General features: G+C 70.7%; 2 protein-coding genes. Both read left to right on the forward strand.

Annotated features, from left to right (window positions below):
- Nucleotides 1-528, forward strand: a 528-nt coding sequence (locus BLS74_RS33340) for a haloacid dehalogenase type II (RefSeq protein WP_093112304.1), incomplete at its 5' end; no start/stop codon positions are given.
- Nucleotides 529-550: 22 nt separating this feature from the next.
- Nucleotides 551-1,838: NAD(P)/FAD-dependent oxidoreductase (locus BLS74_RS33345; RefSeq protein ID WP_093112306.1), on the forward strand; the 1,288-nt coding region annotated here is incomplete at its 3' end.

The raw sequence follows: 1,838 nt of genomic DNA on the forward strand, positions 1-1,838 counted from the left end.
GCCTACCGTTTCGACGAGGTGCTGGGCGACTGGCAGCCCTACGAGGTGGTGCTGAAGAACGCGGTGCGCCGCCTGTGCAGGAAGTGGAAGATCCAGTACTTCGACCACGAAGCGCAGAAGTACTACGACGCGGTGCCCACCTGGGCCCCCCACGAGGACGTGCCCGCGGGCCTGGCCAAGGTCGCCAAGGAGATCCCGCTGGTGATCCTGTCGAACGCATCGGACGACCAGATCCAGAAGAACGTGGCGCTGCTCGGCGCGCCCTTCCATCGCGTCTACACCGCGCAGCAGGCCCAGGCCTACAAGCCGCGCCTCAAGGCCTTCGAATACATGCTCGATTCGCTGGGCTGCAACCCCGAGGATGTGCTGCACGTGTCCTCCAGCCTGCGCTACGACCTGATGTCGGCGGACGACATCGGCATCGTCAACAAGGTGTTCGTCAACCGCGGCCATGGCCCGGGAAATCCGGCCTACCGCTATGTCGAGATCAAGGACATCGGCGGCCTGCCCGGCGTGGTCGGCCTCTGATCTTCTTCAAGCGCCGCACGCCATGAAGCTCGACTCCTACTGGACCGATTCGGCGCCCGCCTTCGTGCCGCGCTCGTGCGAGCTGCCGGCGCAGGTCGACGTCGCGATCGTGGGCGGCGGCTTCACGGGCCTGTCGGCGGCGCTGGCGCTGGCCAAGCGCGGCGCCACCGTGGCGGTGCTGGAGGCCGGCGAGCGCGTGGCGGCCGAAGCCTCGGGCCGCAATGGCGGGCATGTCAACAACGGGCTGGCCGTCGACTATGCCGAAGTCGCCGCCAAGGTCGGCGTCGAGCGCGCCCGCGCCTGGTACCGCGCCTACGACGACGCGGTGGACACGGTGGCGCGGCTGGTGCGCGACGAGGCCATCGCCTGCGACTTCCTGCGAAACGGCAAGCTCAAGCTCGCGACGCGGCCGAACCAGATGGCCGCGCTCGAACGCAGCGCCGAGCGCCTCATCGCCGACGGCGTGGACAGCGAGGTCGAGATCCTCGACGCGGCGCGCGTGCACGCCGAGGTGCAGAGCGAGCGCTTCCACGGCGGCCTGCTCTACAAGCGCAGCGGCCAGATGCACATGGGCCGCTTCGCGCAAGGCCTGGCGGCAGCGGCCGAGCGCAACGGCGCGCAGATCCATACCGGCACCAGCGTGCAGCGCATCGAGCGCCTGGGCCGGGGCCATGCGCACCGGCTGCACACCGAGCGCGGCACCGTCAGCGCGCAGCAGGTGCTGCTGGCCACGGGCGCCACGCGCCACGGCGGCTATGGCAGCTTCGGCTGGCTGCGCCGCCGCATCGTGCCGATCGGCAGCTTCATCGTCGTCACCGAGCCGCTCGGCGCCGACCGCGCGCAGGCCCTGCTCGCCGCGCGGCGCACCTACGTGACAGTGGCCAACATCCACCACTACTTCCGGCTCACCGCCGACCACCGGCTGGTGTTCGGCGGGCGCGCGCGCTTCGCGGTCTCCAGTCCGCAGACCGATGCCGCAAGCGGCGAGATCCTGCGCGCCGGGCTGGCAGAGACCTTCCCGCAGCTCGGCAACGTGCGGCTCGACTACTGCTGGGGCGGCCTGGTCGACATGACGCAGGATCGCCTGCCGCACGCCGGCGAGCGCAACGGCCTCTACTACGCGATGGGCTACAGCGGCCACGGCACGCAGATGTCGGTCCACATGGGCGAGCGCATGGCCGCCGTGATGGGCGGCGACGCGCTCGCCAACCCCTGGCAGGGCCGCGACTGGCCCGCCATTCCCGGCCACTTCGGCCCGCCGTGGTTCCTGCCGGCGATCGGCCTCTACTACACGCTCAAGGACCGGCTGG

It is taken from the genome of Variovorax sp. CF079 (assembly GCF_900101545.1).
GTDB lineage: Bacteria > Pseudomonadota > Gammaproteobacteria > Burkholderiales > Burkholderiaceae_C > Variovorax.